The 17,808-nt window shown below is 52.5% G+C and carries 22 protein-coding genes and 3 pseudogenes; 10 read left to right on the plus strand and 15 right to left on the minus strand.

The window, feature by feature from the left end; genetic code table 11:
- Positions 1-7 precede the first annotated feature (7 nt).
- The 8 genes from WMO17_RS08060 (at position 8) to WMO17_RS13160 (ending at position 6,055) form a co-directional block, all read left to right on the plus strand.
- Complete coding sequence (locus WMO17_RS08060) at positions 8-1,051, plus strand: ribonucleotide-diphosphate reductase subunit beta (RefSeq protein ID WP_005946381.1); 1,044 nt, start codon at positions 8-10, stop codon at positions 1,049-1,051.
- A gap of 34 nt (positions 1,052-1,085) precedes the next feature.
- Positions 1,086-1,949: a nitroreductase family protein gene (locus WMO17_RS08065; RefSeq protein ID WP_005946376.1), complete on the plus strand. Its 864-nt coding sequence runs from the start codon at positions 1,086-1,088 to the stop codon at positions 1,947-1,949.
- A gap of 128 nt (positions 1,950-2,077) precedes the next feature.
- Complete coding sequence (locus WMO17_RS08070; protein ID WP_349137852.1) at positions 2,078-3,259, plus strand: FprA family A-type flavoprotein; 1,182 nt, start codon at positions 2,078-2,080, stop codon at positions 3,257-3,259.
- A gap of 160 nt (positions 3,260-3,419) precedes the next feature.
- A complete protein-coding gene (gene trxA, locus WMO17_RS08075) occupies positions 3,420-3,743 on the plus strand; it encodes a thioredoxin (RefSeq protein WP_154261239.1) in 324 nt (107 codons plus the stop codon).
- 14 nt (positions 3,744-3,757) lie between these two features.
- Entirely contained in the window at positions 3,758-4,687 is a 930-nt protein-coding gene (gene trxB, locus WMO17_RS08080; RefSeq protein ID WP_117476252.1) for a thioredoxin-disulfide reductase, read from the plus strand.
- Positions 4,688-5,081: 394 nt separating this feature from the next.
- Positions 5,082-5,267 (plus strand): helix-turn-helix domain-containing protein, encoded by a 186-nt coding sequence (locus WMO17_RS08085; RefSeq protein WP_186825153.1) that lies wholly within the window; start codon positions 5,082-5,084, stop codon positions 5,265-5,267.
- Entirely contained in the window at positions 5,257-5,766 is a 510-nt protein-coding gene (locus WMO17_RS08090) for a ferritin (RefSeq protein WP_015536768.1), read from the plus strand. Before WMO17_RS08085 ends, WMO17_RS08090 begins: the two co-directional genes overlap by 11 nt.
- A gap of 124 nt (positions 5,767-5,890) precedes the next feature.
- The gene (locus tag WMO17_RS13160) at positions 5,891-6,055 is read left to right on the plus strand and encodes a nitrous oxide-stimulated promoter family protein (RefSeq protein WP_353963379.1); all 165 of its coding nucleotides are present in this window, start codon (positions 5,891-5,893) and stop codon (positions 6,053-6,055) included.
- A 77-nt stretch (positions 6,056-6,132) separates the two neighbouring features.
- Here the strand turns inward: WMO17_RS13160 and WMO17_RS08095 are convergent.
- The 15 genes and pseudogenes from WMO17_RS08095 to WMO17_RS08165 all read right to left on the minus strand — a co-directional run.
- A pseudogene (locus WMO17_RS08095) lies at positions 6,133-8,850 on the minus strand (winged helix domain-containing protein); the annotation flags it as partial.
- Between the two features lie 785 nt (positions 8,851-9,635).
- Positions 9,636-9,986, minus strand: coding sequence for a TnpV protein (locus tag WMO17_RS08100; RefSeq protein ID WP_349137854.1), 351 nt, complete (start codon positions 9,984-9,986; stop codon positions 9,636-9,638).
- A gap of 268 nt (positions 9,987-10,254) precedes the next feature.
- A complete protein-coding gene (locus WMO17_RS08105; protein ID WP_005921288.1) occupies positions 10,255-10,680 on the minus strand; it encodes a hypothetical protein in 426 nt (141 codons plus the stop codon).
- A 42-nt stretch (positions 10,681-10,722) separates the two neighbouring features.
- Positions 10,723-10,920: a helix-turn-helix domain-containing protein gene (locus WMO17_RS08110; protein ID WP_005921293.1), complete on the minus strand. Its 198-nt coding sequence runs from the start codon at positions 10,918-10,920 to the stop codon at positions 10,723-10,725.
- On the minus strand, positions 10,898-11,398 hold the full coding sequence (locus WMO17_RS08115; RefSeq protein ID WP_004853592.1) for an RNA polymerase sigma factor: 501 nt from the start codon (positions 11,396-11,398) through the stop codon (positions 10,898-10,900). Before WMO17_RS08115 ends, WMO17_RS08110 begins: the two co-directional genes overlap by 23 nt.
- 116 nt (positions 11,399-11,514) lie before the next feature.
- Positions 11,515-12,219: a zf-HC2 domain-containing protein gene (locus tag WMO17_RS08120; protein ID WP_349137855.1), complete on the minus strand. Its 705-nt coding sequence runs from the start codon at positions 12,217-12,219 to the stop codon at positions 11,515-11,517.
- Positions 12,212-12,724, minus strand: coding sequence for an RNA polymerase sigma factor (locus WMO17_RS08125; protein WP_003533443.1), 513 nt, complete (start codon positions 12,722-12,724; stop codon positions 12,212-12,214). Before WMO17_RS08125 ends, WMO17_RS08120 begins: the two co-directional genes overlap by 8 nt.
- A gap of 257 nt (positions 12,725-12,981) precedes the next feature.
- Positions 12,982-13,110: pseudogene (locus tag WMO17_RS08130) on the minus strand (Maff2 family mobile element protein); the annotation flags it as partial.
- Positions 13,111-13,247: 137 nt separating this feature from the next.
- Positions 13,248-14,075, minus strand: a pseudogene (locus WMO17_RS08135) (VirD4-like conjugal transfer protein, CD1115 family); the annotation flags it as partial.
- Between the two features lie 86 nt (positions 14,076-14,161).
- Positions 14,162-14,527, minus strand: a complete 366-nt coding sequence (locus WMO17_RS08140; protein ID WP_173821703.1) for a hypothetical protein — start codon at positions 14,525-14,527, stop codon at positions 14,162-14,164.
- 77 nt (positions 14,528-14,604) lie between these two features.
- On the minus strand, positions 14,605-14,799 hold the full coding sequence (locus WMO17_RS08145; RefSeq protein WP_156067938.1) for a transposon-encoded TnpW family protein: 195 nt from the start codon (positions 14,797-14,799) through the stop codon (positions 14,605-14,607).
- A 43-nt stretch (positions 14,800-14,842) separates the two neighbouring features.
- Complete coding sequence (locus WMO17_RS08150; protein WP_227094398.1) at positions 14,843-15,706, minus strand: ATP-binding protein; 864 nt, start codon at positions 15,704-15,706, stop codon at positions 14,843-14,845.
- Positions 15,703-16,437 carry a phage replisome organizer N-terminal domain-containing protein gene (locus WMO17_RS08155; protein WP_156067942.1) on the minus strand — a complete coding sequence of 245 codons (735 nt, stop codon included), beginning with the start codon at positions 16,435-16,437 and terminating at the stop codon, positions 15,703-15,705. Before WMO17_RS08155 ends, WMO17_RS08150 begins: the two co-directional genes overlap by 4 nt.
- Positions 16,438-16,549: 112 nt before the next feature.
- A complete protein-coding gene (locus WMO17_RS08160; protein ID WP_156067944.1) occupies positions 16,550-16,948 on the minus strand; it encodes a cysteine-rich VLP domain-containing protein in 399 nt (132 codons plus the stop codon).
- Positions 16,929-17,105, minus strand: coding sequence for a hypothetical protein (locus tag WMO17_RS08165; RefSeq protein WP_197036909.1), 177 nt, complete (start codon positions 17,103-17,105; stop codon positions 16,929-16,931). The genes WMO17_RS08160 and WMO17_RS08165 overlap by 20 nt, the downstream gene beginning before the upstream one ends.
- Before the next feature lie 106 nt (positions 17,106-17,211).
- Here WMO17_RS08165 and WMO17_RS08170 point away from each other — a divergent pair, with 106 nt between their 5' ends.
- Entirely contained in the window at positions 17,212-17,490 is a 279-nt protein-coding gene (locus tag WMO17_RS08170; protein ID WP_005924829.1) for a type II toxin-antitoxin system RelB/DinJ family antitoxin, read from the plus strand.
- Positions 17,487-17,777: a type II toxin-antitoxin system YafQ family toxin gene (locus WMO17_RS08175; protein ID WP_002596328.1), complete on the plus strand. Its 291-nt coding sequence runs from the start codon at positions 17,487-17,489 to the stop codon at positions 17,775-17,777. Before WMO17_RS08170 ends, WMO17_RS08175 begins: the two co-directional genes overlap by 4 nt.
- Positions 17,778-17,808: the final 31 nt, after the last annotated feature.

The raw sequence follows: 17,808 nt of genomic DNA on the forward strand, positions 1-17,808 counted from the left end.
GGATAGCATGACGGAACTGAAGAAAAAGCCCCTCTTTAACCCGGAGGGCGACCCTGATGTGCGCCTGCGGCGCATGATCGGCGGCAATACCACCAACCTCAATGACTTCAACAATATGAAGTACGCTTGGGTCAGCGACTGGTACCGGCAGGCCATGAACAACTTTTGGATTCCTGAGGAGATCAATCTCTCGCAGGATGTGAAGGACTATCCCCGCCTGCTGTCAGCCGAGCGCAGCGCCTACGATAAAATTCTGAGTTTTCTTGTCTTTTTGGATTCCATTCAGACAGCGAACCTGCCTAATATCGGCGCCTACATTACCGCCAACGAGGTCAATCTCTGCCTGTCCATTCAGGCGTTTCAGGAGTGTGTCCACTCACAGAGCTACAGCTATATGCTCGACACCATCTGTTCCCCCGTGGAGCGCAATGACATCCTCTACCAATGGAAAACGGACGAGCATCTGCTGCGCCGCAACACCTTCATTGGGGACTGCTACAACGAGTTTCAGGAGCGGAAGGACGCTCCCACGCTACTGCGCGTGATGATGGCAAACTATATTTTGGAGGGCATCTATTTTTACAGCGGCTTTATGTTCTTCTACAATCTCTCCCGAAACGGGAAGATGCCCGGCTCGGCGCAGGAGATTCGCTACATAAACCGCGATGAGAACACGCACTTGTGGCTGTTCCGCAATATCATCACGGAGCTGCAAAAGGAGCAGCCGGAGTTATTCACCGCCGAGAGCGTACAAGCGCTGCGCGAGATGATGCGTGAGGGCGTGGAGCAGGAGATCGCATGGGGGCATTATGTAATCGGCGACGACATCCCGGGGCTGAACCGGCAGATGATCAGCGATTACATCCGCTATCTCGGCAACCTCCGCTGGACGAGCCTTGGCTATCCTGCATTGTATCCAGGCTTTGAGAGCGAACCGGAGAGCATGGAATGGGTCAGCCAGTACGCCGACGCCAACATGGTCAAGACCGATTTCTTTGAGGCACGCAGTACCGCCTACGCCAAGAGCACCGCACTGATAGACGATTTATAAGAAAACCAAAGACATCAGAATAGGAGATACTACTATGAATTACAGCGCTATGATTCAAAATCGCAGATCCGTTCGCGCATTCCGCGAAAAGGAAGTTCCGAGCGAGGCTATCGGCCAGCTCCGATCCTACTATGAAAAGACCTGCCCCCGTCTTGTCCCGGAGATTGCAACGGAGCTGATCGTCTTGGACAAGGATGCACAGCCGGCGCTGGAGAGCTCAGCGGGTTATAATCAATTTCTCATCGGAGCACCGCACTACCTGCTCCTTATGTCTGCCCCGCATTCCTATGCGGCCATCAACGCCGGCTACATGATGGAAGATCTCGTCCTCAAGCTGACTGAGTTGGACATTGACACCTGCTGGATGACCTTCACCGACAGCGACAAAATCAAAAAGGCACTGTCTCTCGCCACCCCGTTAGAGGTGGCGGCAATCGTTGCCTTTGGCTACGGGGAAAAGACCGCAAAAAAGCTGCGGCTGAATATCCTAAGTATGTCTCAGATCGATGTGCGGGCCGAACAGCAGTACTACGCGCCCAAAAAGGGCGTGCACGATTTGGTTCACATGGGGAGCTGGAGCAACAAGTCTGGGCTTGACGAGATGATGGACTTCTACGACGATATGCTCTGGCAGTCCTTCTACGCCGCTTCGCTCTCCCCCAGCTATCTCAACCGTCAGCCCTATGGCTTCCTTGTGCAGGATCACAGCATCTATTTGGTGCAGCAGGAGGATGCCTACACCGATAATTTGGATGCCGCATTGGATCTCGGTATTGTCATGCTCCACTTCTCCGCTGTCGCCTCCCAGTGGGCGGGGCAGGTACGCTGGGAACTTTCACCTGCTGCGCCCGACGGCCTGCCGGAAGGACTTCGCTCCGCTGCGGTGTACCACATGTAACGACTCTGGGGGAAGCAAGGCAACGGTAAAATGCGCGACCGCCGATCCGCGGTTGAGCGTATGTTTCATTAGAAAAGAAGAACCTATCAGTCAGAGTCTGAGTAAGGAAAATAGGAGGTATTTTTTATATGGCTATCCAAACGGTAACAGATGCCATCCGCTATGTAGGGGTGGATGATAACACATTGGCACTCTTTGAAAACCAGTACCCCGTCCAGCCTATGGGAGTGAGCTACAACTCCTATGTCATTCTGGATGAGAAGATTGCCGTGATGGACAGCGTGGACGCACGGGCAACGGAAGAATGGCTTTCCAATGTGGCGCGGGTGTTGGAGGGGCGCAGGCCCGACTATCTTGTGGTCACACACATGGAGCCGGATCATTCCGGCAGTCTCATGCGGCTGGCACAAAAGTACCCGGAGATGAAGATCGTGGGAAACGCGAAAACATTTACCCTGATCAAGCAGTTCTTCGGCACAGGTGCATTGTCGGAAGACCGTATGCTGGAGGTTGGCGAAAGAGATACGCTTTCCTTGGGTTTGCACCGGCTGCGCTTTCTGCTGGCGCCGATGGTACACTGGCCGGAGGTGATGACAGCGTATGAAGAGGAGGAAAAGATCCTGTTCTCGGCGGATGCCTTCGGCCGCTTCGGTTCACTGGAACGGACTGCCCGTGCCCCCTGGGCGCCGCAGGCCCGGCGGTATTATTACAACATCATCGGAAAGTATGGTGCACAGGTGCAGGCGCTGCTGAAAAAAATCTCCGCGCTGGAGATCAAAACGATCTGCCCGCTCCATGGTCCCGTGCTTACAGAAGGGCTGGAGGAGTGTCTGCGGCTCTATGATCTCTGGTCACAATGGGAACCAGAAGAATCGGAGAGCATACTGATTGCCCACGCATCCATCCATGGAAATACTGCCCATGCGGCGAAGACCCTCAAGGGTAAATTAGAGAAAAAAGGCGTACAGGTCAACATATGTGATCTCACTGTGACAGATCTTTCCTACGCTGTTGCCAGTGCATTCTACTGCGGGAAGTTGGTTTTAGCCAGCTCCACCTATGACGGAGGACTGTTTCCGCCCATGAGGGAGTTTTTGGAACATTTACGGACAAAGGGATTCCGAAACCGCCGGGTTGGCCTTATTGAAGACGGCTCTTGGGCACCTGCTGCCGCGCGGCTGATGCGCACCAAATTGGAGGAGATGAAGGATATCCACCTTTACGAAACGGTAGTGTCTCTGCGTGGTGCATTGAACCAAACCAGCGAAGCGCAGATGGACGCTCTAGTGGCTGAGCTCTGCGCAGAATAAGCTGCAACAAACCGCAGCTATTCTCGTACAGATGATGGTCTTACTCATCTGCTTATGTCCCAAGGGCAGAGTACCGTCATCTCAGGTTGAGGTCACGATGTGGTGTGGGGCGAGACCGGAGTCTTGAGAATACCCAAACAAAGGAAAGGAGCTGGCAGATATGGCAGCTATGAACATGAATCAGGAGCAGTTTGAGCAGGCGATCCGGGAGGAAAAGCCCGTTTTGGTGGATTTCTGGGCGCCCTGGTGCGGCTACTGCCGGAGGATCGGCCCCGCGTATGAGAAGATCGGAGAGGAATACGCGGACAGCCTCGCCGTCGGCAAGATCAACATTGACGAGGAGCCGCGGCTGGCGGGGGCCGAGGGGATCGAGGACATCCCAACTCTGGTGCTGTACCGGAACGGAAAGGCCGTGGATTCCATCACCGCGCCCGGCTCAAAGGCAGAAATCGACCGTTTCATTCAGGAAGCCTTGGCGAAATAACGGAGGGTTCAGATATGAACAACAATCATGTTTATGATATGCTCGTGGTGGGGGGCGGACCGGGCGGCTACACCGCCGCCCTGTACGCGGCACGGGCGGGGCTGGACACCATCGTGCTGGAAAAACTGTCCGCCGGAGGGCAGATGGCCCTGACCGAGCAGATCGACAACTATCCTGGCTTTGAGGACGGGATCGACGGCTTCTCTCTGGCGGAGAAGATGCAAAAGCAGGCGGAGCGCTTCGGGGCACGCAGCGAATACGCAGAAGTCCTCCGCATGGATCTGACGGCGGTTCCCAAGCTCGTGGAGACCAGCGAGGGGATCTTTCTGGGGAAAACCGTGGTGCTGGCCACCGGTGCGAACCCCAGAACGCTGGGCGTGGCCAGAGAGTCGGAACTGGTGGGCCGAGGCGTGGCCTACTGCGCCGCCTGCGACGGGATGTTTTACAAGGGCAAAACGGTGGTCGTGGTGGGCGGCGGCAATTCCGCCGCGGCAGATGCCCTCCTTCTCAGCCGCGTGGCGAAAAAAGTGATCCTCGTCCACCGCAGAGACACCCTGCGGGCCACCAAGATCTATCACGAGCCGCTGGCACAGGCCGAAAACGTGGAATTCCGTTGGAACAGCGTCGTTTCCGCGCTGCTTTCCGGGGACAGGCTGACCGGCGTCCGCCTGCGGGACACCGTCACCGGTGAGGAAAGCGTGGTGGACTGCGACGGCGTATTTGTCAGCGTGGGCCGACAGCCCGCCACGGCGCTGGCGGTGGGTCAACTGGAGCTGGACGGCGGCGGCTATATCGTGGCCGGAGAGACCACGGAAACCAGTATTCCCGGCGTTTACGCCGTGGGCGACGTGCGGACGAAGCCCCTCCGTCAGGTGGTCACCGCCGTGGCGGACGGCGCGGTGGCAGTTCACATGGCGGAGAAATATATCGCGGAAAACCGATAAGGGAGGTAGATTCAAAAAGCCATGTTTAAGGTCAGGCCGGATACGACCGCAGCGGGAATGCCGACATATCTGCAAGGCAAACTGCCAGAGTGATGGCAGATAAGATAACCCATGTAAGATCGGGAGATGTGTTGTCTCTCCATATCCAGTCCACACAACAGTGAGCAACTGAACACAAAACACAGCCACAGATGTACTCTGCGGCTGTGTTTTTATGCGTAGTATTACCGCGTGACAAGCGGTTTTACTGTGACGGCGTCACATAATTTGAGAAAATCGGCTTCGAGGCAGCTTTTGGAGCACAAGCCCTTTGTGGTTGTTGACAGAGAAAAAAATATAGGTATAATAAAAGCAAAATAATAAGATTCATTCTTGCATTTGGAGAGTTGGCGGTATGCCAAAATACGCAGAGGAGATATTGGCCGCCGCAACGGAGCTGCAGCAGCATCCCAAGGCGGAGCAGGTGTTCCTGGAGATGAAAAGGGAGCATCCCAGCATCGCTCTGGGTACGGTATACCTGCCCCCCATGCCGGGAGCAGGAAAAGACAATCTTATGGAGGAGAAGTATCATGAACGCTAACGTATCTCTTCTGCTCAACGAGCAGATCAATAAGGAGTTCTACTCCGCCTATCTGTATCTGGACTTTGCCAACTACTACGCCGCCGTCGGACTGGACGGCTTTGAGAACTGGTACCGAGTACAGGCGCAGGAGGAACGGGATCACGCCATGCTGTTTTGTCAGTATTTGCAGAATAACGGCGAGGGCGTCACCTTTGAGGCTATCGCAAAGCCGGAGTGGGAACGAGGCGACCACATGGCCCCGCTGAAAAGAGCACTGGAACACGAGATGCTGGTCACCGCCAGCATCAATGCCATCTACGCCGCCGCATACGAGGTCAGGGACTTCCGCACCATGCAGATGCTGGACTGGTTCATCAAGGAACAGGGTGAGGAGGAGAAGAACGCCGCTGACCTCATTACCAAGATGGATTTGTTCGGCGGTGACAGCAAGGGGCTGTATATGCTAAACAGCGAGCTGAAGGCACGGGTCTACACCGCGCCCTCGCTGGTGCTGTAAGCCCCGCGTGTCTGCGGGATTTCGCATCAGGCAAAAGGCAGACTACATACAGGTGGCCTGCCTTTTCTTCCACCAGATGGTTAGTGCCGGTTAACTATGTATAAAACAGAAAGGACTTCAGAACTTGAACAAGGAAAAGGAAACCGAAACCGAAACCGTTACCCTCATGGTGCGCCGGTATTGTTGTGGCGTGCATTGGACAAGGGGCGAGGCGCTTTGTCCGGCGTGCAATGCACTGCTGGAATACGCCAGAGAACGGCGGGACAGATGCCAGCACGGGAAAATTTAGTGGCACTTTGAATCCTTTCCGAGAGGCACAATGGCGTTTCTTACTACAACTGCATCGGCACTGTCTCTTTTCTCACAGCTGTTTATCATAAACTGTTGTACGATAGAGGGGTCAAGCCATGTGGCACCCAAACGCACATCAATTTCAGATGCCTCCAGATCTTTGGGCTGTGCCTTGGTCAGTGCGTCCACATTAACCTTGAACTCCGGGTGACTTTCCGCAGCAAGCTGTGCCATCCGCAGCTTATCGCGTACATTACCCGAAAGGTATTCGTCCGCAGTCTGCCAGCCCGCTTCCGGGTCGGTGGGGTCGGCGGCAGGGTCCTTGAAGATCACACCAGACAATTCAGTGGTGATGCGCCCGTACTCGTCGGGTGTGCCCAGCAGTTCTGCCATATAGGGCAAGTCCACCTTGCCATGCTCCCCGATGGACACCGCCAACGCTTCACTGGGGGTATCCACGCTGGTAACGGTGCTCTCCGGGCGAATCGTCCGTTTCGTGAACATCGCTGCCTTAGATTTAAGCTGCCCCTGCTCGTCCAGATTTTCCAGCGAACACAGCAGATAATACGAGGAATCCTGCTCAAACAGCCGCCCATTTTTGCGGTCGTTCAGCAGACCGTATTTTGCGGTAAAAGCATCGTAGGCGGCGTTCAAATGCTCCTGCGTTGCCTTGATGTCCTCGTCCGGGTAGTCGTTCAACTGCTGGTCGATCAGGTCATTGACGATCTGCCGCAGTTCCACCATGCCGGTGACACGTCCCTTGGCGGTGTCGGACAGTTCTACCTGCGTCATCACGGAATTTTCCCGGTAGAAAACTTCGCCGTCCACTACGGTATAGGAGAAGTTTTTGACCTCCGGGTCAGCCGGGAGAATGTGCTTCTCATTTTCGACATCCGCAATATCTGGTGTTTCCACCTCAACTTCGGCGTATTGCCCCTCAATATGCTGTACCGCTTCTGCAAGCTGGTCGGCAAGGCTGATGCCCTCAAGGGGCACAACCGTCAGTTCCTCTCGTCCATACTGGGTGCTTTCGGTGGAGAGTACGCCCAGAACCATCTCCGGGTGGTCTGCGAAATACTGGTTGATGGCAAAGCCATCTTCTGTTTTGCCCAACTGCACCCAGTCCGGCTCATGGTCGATGGGGCGGTCACGCTTCTGCAAGAAGATGATGTCGCTGACAACATCCGTACCAGCGTTGGCACGGAAAGCGTTGTTGGGCAGACGAATGGCCCCCAGCAAATCGGCTCGTTCTGCCATGTGCTTGCGGGCAGAAGAATCTTTACTGTCCAGCGTGTAACGACTGGTAACAAACGCCACCACGCCGCCCGGACGCACTTGGTCGATGGCCTTGGCGAAAAAGTAGTTGTGGATAGAAAATCCCAGCTTGCTATACGCCTTATCGTTGACCTTGTACTGACCAAAAGGCACGTTGCCCACCGCCAAATCGTAGAAATCACGTCGGTCGGTGGTCTCAAAGCCTGCCACGGTAATGTCTGCCTGCGGATACAGCTTTTTGGCGATGCGCCCGGTAATGGAATCCAGCTCTACGCCGTACAGCCGGCTATCTGCCATGCTGGTGGGCAGCATTCCAAAGAAATTGCCCACACCCATAGACGGCTCCAGAATGTTGCCGCTGCGGAAACCCATGCGCTCCACGGCATCGTAAATACTACGGATGACGGTGGGGCTGGTATAGTGGGCGTTCAGGGTGCTGGAACGGGCAGCAGCGTACTCATCCTCGGAAAGCAGTCCTTTCAGTTCGGCGTATTCCTTTGCCCAATTATCTTTGCCGGGGTCAAAAGCGTCTGCCAAACCGCCCCAGCCCACATACTGCGAAAGCACCTGCTGCTCCTCGGCGGTGGCACCCCGGTGCTTCTCTTCCAGCTTGAACAGGGTACGGATGGCTTCGATGTTCCGGGCGAATTTCTGTTTGGGGCCTCCGACACCCAAATCATCATCCGTGATGTGGAAGTTCCCGGCAAGATCAAGTGTGGATCGTTCCGGTTCAACTGCATCCAGAGTAGGTGATTTTGAGCCAATCGTCTGGATCACAATATCATAAGGCATACGGTTTTCTTCAGCAGGGTATATGGCAACCGTTTTTACAGTATCATCTGGCTGCGTAGTAACCTGTTCATTCTGCCGCAAGCCCTCCTCGAATTGTTGCTTATTGACAACTTCGTTATCCCATGACTGCCCGTGCGCACTGGTGTCGATGCGCACATCCGTTTCACCCACATAGCCAACTTTCCCCTCAATAGTTCGAGTGGGGAGTTCGACCACAACATTGTCACCGACCTTGTAATCGGGCAGGGGGGATTCCATCATATCCTGCTCCTCGTACAACTCCCGGACAAGTGCCAGCGGTTCCTCCCGGAAAACTGGTATCCGCATTTCTGCCAGTGCCACATCCTGCAGGGTCACGCTACCCCTATCATAGTTTACCGTATCCACTCGGAAGGCTCGTCCCTCCATGTGGATGGTAGTGCCCAGCGGCAGATAATCTTCCCGGCGCAGGTACTTCGTCTGGTGGTGGGTGCCGTCCTCGTTCAGTCCGGCAAGGTAGATGTTCTCGCCGCACTGCCACAGTTGTTTGGCACGGTATGCCCACTGGTCGCGGGGAAAACCGGTGACCGGGACTGTGCCCAATTCCGTTTCCTTTTTCAGCAGCTTTCCACCTACAAGTTCGCAGACCTTCCGGGCATCCTCGCCGTAAAACTCAAACTGACCGCCCTGTTCAAAACCTACCAACGCATCCGGGTGCTGTTCCTTCAGGGCGTTGTACTCGGAGGCGGCATCCAACGGCAACAGTGCCGGGCGTTCCTCTGCTTTGCTGTGGTAGTGCTCCAGTTCCTCGTCTGTGACACTGACGAGTTCCGAAAAATCCAGTGCTTCCAACTCGGTCTCGGTCAGTTCTTCCAGACTTTCGTACTGGCGTTCGTCTATCAGCACCTCGCCCAGATACCGCTCCACACGGTATCCCACCAAATCCACATTAACTTGAATGGGAATATCCTCATCGGTGGCGTTGGTGTAGGCAACGCCGATCTTGGACAGGTCAGAAAAGTCCGGCTCAGAATCATATTCTTCCTGACAAAATTCCCGGATCAGGTTTTTTGCATGGGTCAGGGTGGCATCTGGCTCTGCGCTGACGGGCGGCGTGTAATGCTCCTTTTCCTTGTCCGTCAGGTAGCGGTCGGACTGGATCATCAGGTCGATATACTTTTCCACCTGTGCCCATTTCAGGGTGATCTTCTGGTGATCGGGGTAATGGTCAAATTCCAGCCCCTTCCAGTCATGGTTGACGAATCCCCTGCTGCCGTCCAGAAAATCATAGGAGTGCCCACCAGTGCCGTACTCTTTTGCCAACGCCTTGGCACGGAGGCTGCGGTCTGGCTGGGCCTGATACAGCGTCATAATGCGCTGCTTACCGCCCTCAAATCCTGAACCGTGCTTGCGCAGTTCGTTCTCAATTTCCGCTTGCGACAAAACAAAAGCGGAGGGCGTTTTTTCGCTCTCCGCTTGGTCGATGGCTTCAATTTGCTGGACTTCGGTGGGAATGTGGGCATCGAAGAAACTTAACTGTAAATCAGTTCGTTCAGCACCAGTTCCTCGGCCTGTGCTTTCAGACTGTTCATGTGCTGCACCCACCCAATCTGATGCTGCTCCTTGTTCGGAGCCGGGTTCTGCTTCAGCAGTCCCTGCATGGTCTGCTGCATCTGGCTCTCTGCGGTCTGCTCCACCTCCATCAGGTGCGGGTACAGGCTCCCGTTCAGGAGCATCGTGTTGTACAGCACCGGGCGATGGTTCATCAGGTACGTCCGGCGCAGCCTGCCGTACTTGCCCAGCGGCTTCCGGGGCTGGTTCAGGGTCAGGTTCGGGAGCTGGTAGTCCCCGACGGTCGAGTAAGTCACGTTCTTGCTGTTCATACTGGCTTGCTCCACCAATATAGCGATTGCGGCGGCGTGTTCTGCCCGCTGTTCACCACTACAACGGTGAAAAGGGGGCGTTTTGGCAAACGCAGCGAAAATTTTTTTATTTTCCCTGTCTGCTCCCTACAACAATCCGGCGGTGTGGTTTGCCAAAGATTTTTGAAAATGGGCGCAAAAAAAGCAGTAAACCTTTTCAAGATTTACTGCTTATCTGCCGCTGTGATGGGCGGCGGTATTAAATTGTCAGCCGTTTTTCAAATGGAATTTATCTGCAATCGCTTTCTTTCCGCTTTCCAATTCCTTTTCTGTAATCTTCCATAATCCTAACGCAATGATCTGCTATCTTTTGCATTCCGAGTTCTTCAAAAAAGGCAATTTGTATTTTCATCAGTTCTTCACAAACAGTCAACTTCTGCTCATCCATATTGCTAATAGCAAGCCATGGGAACGCTTTATATTTCTTAGTGTCCCCAATGAGAAAATTGTACCCTATCAACTCATTTTCACGGAAAACGAAATAGAATTGTGGGCCTGAACCTGGAACTGACTTTTCCATAATTTGCTGCATTGTTCTCACGCCGCCGTATGCCGGAAAAAAACCTATTCGCTCAAGAGCATTTAATATGTCAATCCTTTTATCTGTGGGTATGTCTCTATAATTGATAATCTGTTCCATTTGCTCTACCCTCATTGAAGTTTAATTTGTCAGGCTCTAATTATACAACTTTTCTGTTTAGCGGTCAAAGCGGAACTTCAACAGGCTTTCTATCAGTTGCCTGACGATATGCTCCTGCATATCCGTGTTAATCTGTCCGTCCATTTTCGCACAAGAGCGGACATATCCCGCATAATGGGATAGGACGGCGGCAACAGCTTCCGGGTCGCCCTCGCTTGCCTTAACGATTGTCTCATAGGGAAGTAGCTGGCTCATAGGACAAACCCTCCAACTCTGCCCGTAGCCGCCGTAAAATCATCTGAATACGCCGCCCGGTTGTGTTGCCAGCCCGTCCATATCTCCGTCCAATCTCCCTATGCGTCAATCGTTGGAAGTAGTACAAGAAAATGATTTCCTGTTCCATCTGTGATAGTGCGGACAGGGCTGCGGCAAGCTCTGGACTTTCCAAAAGCACCATCTGACCACAGACGAAAAGCGGATAGCTGGTCATGCCGGATTGCTCCGCAAAGTATTTATCTGTGGTACTGAATGGATAGTGTTTTTCTTCTATCAGATATTCAAGCGAGATTTCCCGCTTGCGGCGGCTCCGTATGCTCCGGGCTGCGTCTATGGCAGCGTGGCGAATAACAGTCTTGCAAAAGGCATCGTGTGTATGCCGGATATGTTCTTGATACTTTTCGTGTTCGGTCATGGAAAATCCCCCTTTCTGAATAATGGCAGAGGGCGGCAGCATCTTGTGCTGTCGCCCTCTTGATTACCGAACAGCAAAGACGGGCGGGGCTGTCAACGGCGGCGCATTTGCGCCGTTCATCTTGACCGTTGACAGGCTCGGCTGGGTTTGCTATCTGCTCACGGCAATTCACTCTCATTGATAGGAATTGCTTCAAGTTCCGTATTCAAATCGTTCCAATAAGAGCCAATATCCGCACTTGTGAAATACTTAAAACCGCCTGCTTCTGACTTCAATTCGCCGTTTTTAACTCCATAGCAGGCGTAAATCAAATCGTAGCTTGTTCCATCTGAGAGGTTAAATCTAAAGCTGGTCACATCTGCTCCGGCAGTTTCCTCAGTTGTTTTGTCTTTTAAGGATAAGCCCTTGAACTTATCATACAGGGTCTTTATATCATTTTCAGCAACAACTACTTTCTTTTCTGCTGATGCAGGCACTCCGTCATAGTGGTACATTTCAACGCTTTCGACATCTTCAACCTCAAATGGGAAGTCGATTTTGACAGGCTCATAAGCAATGTTTATAGGTAACAGAAAGAGAGCTGTAAAAATTGCAATGATACAAAGAGCGATGGAAACGAGAACAGCAATCGTTATCTTTTTTCTGCCTCTCTGCTTTTCTTTTGCCTCATGGCGCATAATAACGCTTTCGCTTTCTTCGTGAAGAACATCTTCGCTCGTGTGAGAAAGCAATTTCTGATAAATTGCGTTACAGTCAGCACAGGCGTTCAAATGCTCTTTTACCATCTCTGCGCTTGCTTCGCTGCAAGCACCGTCAACATACAGCGGAAGAATATCTCGAACAATATCGCATTGTTTACTCATGCTTTTCATCCATCCTTTCTTGAATTTTTAGCTTTGCACGATGATAAGTAACTCTCGCCCATGATTCTGTTTTTCCAAAAATTGCAGCGATTTGTGAAAAAGATAGTTCCCCGAATACGCGAAGCTGAAAGACTTCTTTGTATGGTTCTTCCAAACGGTGAAGAACGAGGTGTATGCGGAACGCCATGTCAGAATCTGCAACTGAGTTCTCAACATTTTCATTTGATGGCAAGTCATTGATTTCACTCACATCAGCTACTCGCTGACGGCTTCGCATTTCATCATGGTAAAGGTTTTTTGCTATGGAGCAGAGCCATGTCAATTCATCTGACTTACCTTTGAATTGTGATGTTGTAGAAACAGCCTTATAGAATGTGTTCTGCGTGATTTCCTCTGCTATCTCACGATTTTTGGCAAGAGAAATAGTATACGAGTATACCTGTAAATAGTAGGCTTTATAGAGCTTTTCATAGTCCATACTTGTCATCACCTCCTTCAGCTTCATAGGTTAGACGGAGAAATCGGAATTTCGTTACAAAGAAGTTTGAAATTTTTATACCTTTACGCTACTCTTGCTTTGTGCGGACTATTGGTAGACGCGCATTAACGGCAAGTAAAGAGATTGCTGTGTCAGCTTGATATGTTCAAATGCTAATTAAGTATAGCATACAGCTATGAATTTTTCTATTGCGTTCCCCTGACTTCGGAATAGTGGCAGGGCTGGCTATCCTTGTTTTGCTTTGTGCTTCTCTACCGTACATGAGCATTTGCGGAGGGGTTATCGCCGCCGTAACCCTCCATCAGGTTAACGGCACCCCACACGCCCAGACCGGCACCCAATGCCACAACCAGAGTCTTCAGAACGTCCACTGCGCTGTTAAAGAATTCCATAGAAAAATCTCCTTTGTTTTGAAAAAGTGACCCTGCACACACCCGAAATCCGTTTGCAAAAAGCCGAAAACCACGGCGAAGGCTGATTTTCCGGTGTACCTGTTGGGTCAATGGATAAAAAATAACCGCTCGTCTTATCAGGCGGGCGGGAGTGAATCAGCATCCACCATGATGAAGGTATCATCCGGGTGGATTTTTTCTTTTCGGTTCAAGAACTTCTCGATATCGAGGGCGTTCTTGGGGTCATAATCGGAGGTGTACTTGTAGTTCGGGTGCTGGGTCAGGTCGTACTTGTCGCTCAAAAACGGGCGCACACCCCGCAGTTGCAGGATGCACTTGCCGCCATCCAGCACCGCCAGTTCATCCCGGCTCATAAGTTCGTGGCCGAGTTTTTGATAGTTGGTTCCATAGCTTGGGCTATTGCCACGGGTATCAGAATTGTTGTAGCTGTCGATGGTTTCCTTGCCGAGTGCTTCGGCAAGATCTTTCAGGGTGGTAGGCTCACTGCCGCCGAGGAAAATCTGGCTGTCCATGTTGCCCACGATGGTATCCGCATTATCTTTGTAGATGGCTTTCAGCTGGCTGCGGGTCTGCAAGACCAGACACGCCGAGATCTCACGGCTGCGGATGGTAGCCACCAGCTTTTCCAGCTGCGGAATCTGACCGATGTTAGCACACTCATCGATCAGGCACCGCACATGGACAGGCAACTTGCCGCCGTATTGGTCATCCGCCTTATCGCAGAGCAGATTGAAAAGCTGGGTGTAGATCATGGAGATCAGGAAGTTAAAGGTGCTGTCCGTATCACTCATGATGAGAAACAGCGCCGTTTTTCGGTCGCCCAGCTTGTCCAGTTCCAGCTCATCGTACATGGTGGCATCCCGGACTTCCTGAATATCGAAGGGTGCGAGCCGGGCACCGCAGGAAATAAGGATCGACTTGGCCGTTTTGCCCGAAACGAGTTGTCAAGGACTTTTTCATCAAATTCACAAAAAATCCACAAAAAAGGTGCCAGAAGCACCGTATGGCTCCTGACACCTCGTTTGATAGATTACATTTTTCCGTTCAGCAGGTCTTTGCAGAGATACGCATAGTCTGGCAGCTGGTTGATATATGGCTCCCAGCGCCGCTTGATTTCGGCCAATTCCAGCGGGTCGGCTGCTTCCAGTGCATGATCGTTGCCCGTCATATACAAAACATCCATAGCAACATCATCCAAACACCTGCCGCAGAGATCGGCGGCAGATTCTATCCTGATACCGGTATCCACATAGACTGGATTTACGCCAATCGCCAGCCAAACATAGCCTACCTTGTCCGACCAGAGCAGTTCAAAATCAGGGCTTTGCCGCAGATGTTCCGCAAAGACTTCCTTTACTCGCTCAATTTCATGTTTCTCTTTTTCTGTGTAAAGCATTTTCGTGTCCTCCTTGACAAAAATTTTGGTGCGTACCATCATCAGTTTAGCACAAGGCGGCTTCGTTTATCAGTCTGTCACATTTGCTGAATTTCATTTTTGAGCATACGCTTGATTTTATCGCTCATGGTTTCTGTGCTGGTATTGCTGAAATGGACATGAACCTTGTAGGTCGTCTTGCCGATTTTCTTTACCATCGCCGCCGTGTTTTCCGGCGCTCTGGACGCAGTAGCGGCGGCTGCCACCTGCATAGTACGGGGTTCTTTGTTCATGGCGCTCCTTTCTCCGAACGGGTCTGTGCCGCCCGGTAAAAAATCAGTCTTGCTTACTGCTTACAATGTCTTTTGCTGTCTGTCGGGTAGCACCGGCATTTTCTTCCCGGAAATTCTTCCCGTCAAAGAGGATCGGCGCACACCGTTCCAAAATACGGTCATAGATACGGGCGTGGGCCAGATCAGGCGGGTTTTTCAGCTCGGACAGTTTCAAGTTTGTTGTGATAATCATGGGCCTGCGGCTGCGGTAGCGGCTGTCGATGACGAAAAACATCTGCTCCATCGCATACTCGGTACTGCGCTCTACACCCAGATCGTCAATGATAAGCAGGTCGTATTCGTCAAAGCTGGCGATAAAGTCGGCCCTGTCTTCGGAGAACATCCCTGTCAGGCGGTTCAGGATGGTGGGAAAGTTCGTCATCAGCACAGGCACATCCCGGTCAAGCAGGGCGTTGGCGATGCAGCCGGCGAAAAAGGACTTGCCGGTTCCCACATCCCCGAACAACAGCAGGCCGGTGTTGTTCCTGTATGCCTCCTTCCAGTTCTCCACGTAGGCGCGGGCCTTTTCCATCAGAGGATTTTGGCCGTTGTCGTTGGCAAAGGTGTAGTCGTACAGATAGCGGTCTTGCAGGCCCTGGGCCTTCCGGCGCTTGATGCGCTCCATGCGGCGCTGCCGTTCCTCGGCGGCCTTGCGCTGTTCCTCGGCCTCCCGCTGACACTGGCAGATACAGCGGGGCATGAAGTAGCCGGGTTTCCCAAAGCATGGCACAACGGTCTGCCTCTGGCCGCCGCACTTTTTACAGTGAATGAGACCGTCTGACAGGTCTATATACTCGTCCTCAGCCAGTTCCACACCGGCGGCTGCCTTGTCAATCAGCGCCCGGATTTCTGCGGTAATCTCAATCATACGGTTTCATCCTCCTTTACGCTGTAATCCCGGTTGCGAGAGGGCGGGGCTGCTTTCTTCGCGTCCTCACCGGCCCAGCGCCGGATGGTCGCTGCATGGCTCTGATAACGCTTGCCGGTAGAAGCCATGTACTCGGACAGTTTTTCGATGTACTGTTCCCATACAGCAGGAAAGCTGGCCTGCAAGTCTGCCAGTTCTTCATCTGTCAGGAAAACATTCTGGTAACGGCCATAGGCGGGGGCGGGGTGTCCCTTCTCTATCTCTCTCTTTATCTCTATCTCTTTCTCTAACTCTATCTCTATCTCTGGTGGATGAATGTCGGACAAATGTCCGCCGTTTGTCCGGGGCGCAGAAAGAGCCTTATTTTGGAGCCTCGCAGCCCGCTTTCGCTCAGCCTCGGTAGAGGACTGGCCGATTAAAAGTTCGATGTTGCTCATGTAGAATGTGCCGCTGTCCAGCACCTCCACAAGACCCAGCTTCAAAAAGATCTGCAAGGCTCTCTCCACAGTGCCGATCTGCTGGCGGGTAATGGTGGCGATCATCTGCGCCGTGTAAGGAATGTCCTCGTCAAGTTGAAGCCGTCCACCATGTTTCAGCGATTTCAGATACAGCTTGAGCAGAATGTTGGAATACAGCACACCATCCTGCATACTTTCCAGCAGCACGATGGAATCATCGTCAAAATAGTTTTCTTTGAGTTTCAGATAATAATATTTTCGATTGTCTGACATAGGGTTCCTCCTTGGGGTTCTCTTGGGATTCTGTACGCATTTTAAGGCCGTTTTAGGGGGCGGAGGATAAATCTATCAGCCTGCCTTTGACACCCTCGAAAAAAGCCTTGATTTACAAGGGTTTTTCAGCCCCTAAAGCGTGACATTTCTCCCGTTGTTTTCGCTTGCGCTTTGCGGCGTTGACCCGCTTCATGCGTGCGGCACATTCCGGGCAGTATTTGGCCCGGTTGGAACCGGGGGTAAACAGCGCCCCGCATACGGCGCATTTCTTCGCATTCATCCGGTGGAACAGCGCCGTTTCCAGTTCCTTATCCTGCGGCAATACCGCCGTCCGAAACCACCGGCACAACAGGGAGTAGGAAATGGACTGGACGCAGACACATTCCTCCCCATCATCCAGCGCGATACAGTGGCCGCCGTCATAGTTGCAGCACTCATGTACCAGCCGCCGCGCTCTGCGGTACTGGCGGTAGTCCATGACGGGGACGGGTTCAGGCTTGCTTTTTTTCATGCTGGCACTTCCCACACCCGCCGCAGTTGCCGCAGCCCTGGCAGGCATGGGCCTCCGGCTCCGGGCCGGTGGGCGCGTCTGCCGATTCCAGCTGCAAGAGGGCAAGGGGCAGGCGGATATTCAGGTGGATAGTGACGGGCAAAATAATTTGCTTCATACAGTGACCTCCTTCAATGAATTTACTATTAAATATTCGTGCAAAGTATTGTTTTCTTCGTGCAAATGGCATATACTATAATTGCCAGCAGAAAGGGGTTGATCGTATGGCTGGAAATACCACAAACATCAGTATCCGCATGGACGCAGATTTGAAAGCGCAGGCGGACGCACTGTTTACTGAACTTGGCATGAACCTGACTACGGCGTTTAACATCTTTGTGCGCCAGTCGCTTCGTGAAGGCGGCATTCCCTTTGAAGTAAGGCTGGAACAGCCGAACAAAGAAACGGTTGCTGCCATGCTGGAAGCGGAAAGGATTGCAAAAGACCCGTCTGTAAAGGGCTACAATGACCTTGACGAGTTATTTGCTGACCTGAAAAGATGAAAGAAACCAAATATACCGTCAAGTACACGACCAGTTTCAAAAAAGACTACAAACGAGCCATCAAGCGTGGCTTGAAGATCGAACTGCTGGAGCAGGTCGTAGCGTTGCTGGCGATGGGCGAACCGCTGCCGGATAAGAACCGTGACCATGACCTGTCCGGCGATTGGGCAGGCCATCGGGAATGTCACATTCTCCCGGACTGGCTGCTTGTCTACCGCATAGAAGATGATGTTCTGGTGCTGACGCTGGCCCGCACCGGCACACACAGCGACTTGTTCGGCAAATAAACAGTCTGCCGCCGTATGGGGGAAACCTGTA

The sequence above is a fragment of the Faecalibacterium faecis genome, from assembly GCF_040096475.1.
GTDB lineage: Bacteria > Bacillota > Clostridia > Oscillospirales > Ruminococcaceae > Faecalibacterium > Faecalibacterium taiwanense.